Origin of the sequence: Propioniciclava sp., from assembly GCF_029977985.1 — a bacterium.
Taxonomy (GTDB): Bacteria; Actinomycetota; Actinomycetes; order Propionibacteriales; family Propionibacteriaceae; genus Propioniciclava.
The window spans coordinates 1-1,416 of sequence record NZ_JARKOT010000191.1 but is presented as its reverse complement, the minus strand read 5'-3'; the positions used below and the strand labels follow the sequence as shown (position 1 = coordinate 1,416).

The window sequence follows — 1,416 nt, the reverse complement described above, 5'->3', positions numbered from 1 at the left end:
GGACGAGGAGAAGACCATGACGAACGACAGGCTCGACCCGATCACCGGACGGAGGGTGCCCGGCCAGGTGCCCGAGGACGCCCTGAGTTCCGGCGCGGGCAGCGACCGCAACTACCCCGACCTCGGCGACGTCGACCCCGGAGTCGCCGACCCGGCCTACGGGCTGGACGACACCGAGCCGGTAGGTGACGCGGAGATCCCGGGTCAAGCCCGGGATGACGTGCGCGGGGGCCGGGATGACGTGCGCGGGGGCCGGGATGACGTGGCCGGCGGCGGAGGCGACGCGAGGGCGAAGGCAGAGCACGTCGCCGAACACGCCATTGACAAGGCAGCGGACGTGAAGGACACCGCCGTCGAGAAGGCCGCCGACGTCAAGGACGCGGCGCTCGAGCGCGGCGCGGACGTGGCCGACGTGGCCAGGGACGAACTCGCCCGGCTGGCGGGCGACGCTCGCGCCCAGTTCCAGGGCCTGTGGGACCAGGCCAGCGGGCAGCTCCGCGAGCAGGCGAGCACCGGCAAGCAGCAGCTGGCCGACCTGCTGCACGCGCTGGCGGGCGAGCTGGGCGAGATGGCGTCGAAGTCCGAGCAGGACGGTCCGGTGACCGCGCTGGCGAAGCAGGCGTCCCGGCGGGGCGGCGAGCTGTCGAACTGGCTGGCGAACGCCGACGCGTCCGATGTGCTGGCGGAGGTCCGGCGGTTCGCGCGGCGCCGTCCGTTCGTGTTCCTCGCCGGGGCGACCGTGGCCGGCGTGGTCGTCGGCCGGCTCAGCCGGGGCCTGATGGCCGGCAGGGACGTCACCCCGTCCCGGTCGGCGACCGCGGCGGCGGAGGCGACGGACGTCCCCGCACCCCGGCTCGCCGCGGAAGTGCCGGCGTACGGCGGCGGCACCACCGGCCAGACCTACGGCTACGACCGGGCCGACGCGGGCGGTGACCTGCGGTGACGACGTCCAGCGACCCGGTGGTGCCGGGCGCCGCGACCCCGGCCCGGCGGGAGCCCGAGCGGTCGATCGGCGAGCTGATGGGCGACGTCAGCCGCGACCTGTCCACCCTGCTGCGGCAGGAGGTGGAGCTGGCCAAGGCCGAGCTGCGCGAGTCCGGCACCCGTGCCGGCAAGGGTGCCGGGCTGCTCGCCGGCGCGGCGGTCGGCGGCCTCCTGGTGATCCTGTTCCTGTCCATCGCGCTGTGGTGGGGACTGGGCCTGGCGATCGGCAACGCCTGGTCCGCCGTCGTGGTGGCCGTGGTGTGGGCGATCGTCGCCGCGATCCTCGCGGTGGTCGGACGCAATGAGCTGGCCCGGGTGCGCGGCCTGCCCCAGACCGTGGAGACGGTCAGCAAGATCCCGAATGCAGTGAAGGGCAAGGAAGAGGAGAACCGATGACCAGCGACCCGTCCGTGATCCGGGCACAGATCGAAC

At 74.2% G+C, this 1,416-nt stretch carries 2 protein-coding genes; both read left to right on the top strand.

Annotated elements, in window-relative coordinates:
- The first annotated feature begins 16 nt into the window (after positions 1 to 16).
- Positions 17 to 943: a hypothetical protein gene (locus Q1K57_RS11360; protein WP_300082587.1), complete on the top strand. Its 927-nt coding sequence runs from the start codon at positions 17 to 19 to the stop codon at positions 941 to 943.
- Positions 940 to 1,380, top strand: coding sequence for a phage holin family protein (locus tag Q1K57_RS11355; protein ID WP_300082584.1), 441 nt, complete (start codon positions 940 to 942; stop codon positions 1,378 to 1,380). Before Q1K57_RS11360 ends, Q1K57_RS11355 begins: the two co-directional genes overlap by 4 nt.
- Positions 1,381 to 1,416 lie beyond the last annotated feature (36 nt).

Excerpts from the sequence above, each read along its gene's own strand:
- Q1K57_RS11360 (WP_300082587.1), top strand. The coding sequence starts at position 17 with ATGACGAACGACAGGCTCGACCCGATCACCGGACGGAGGGTGCCCGGC.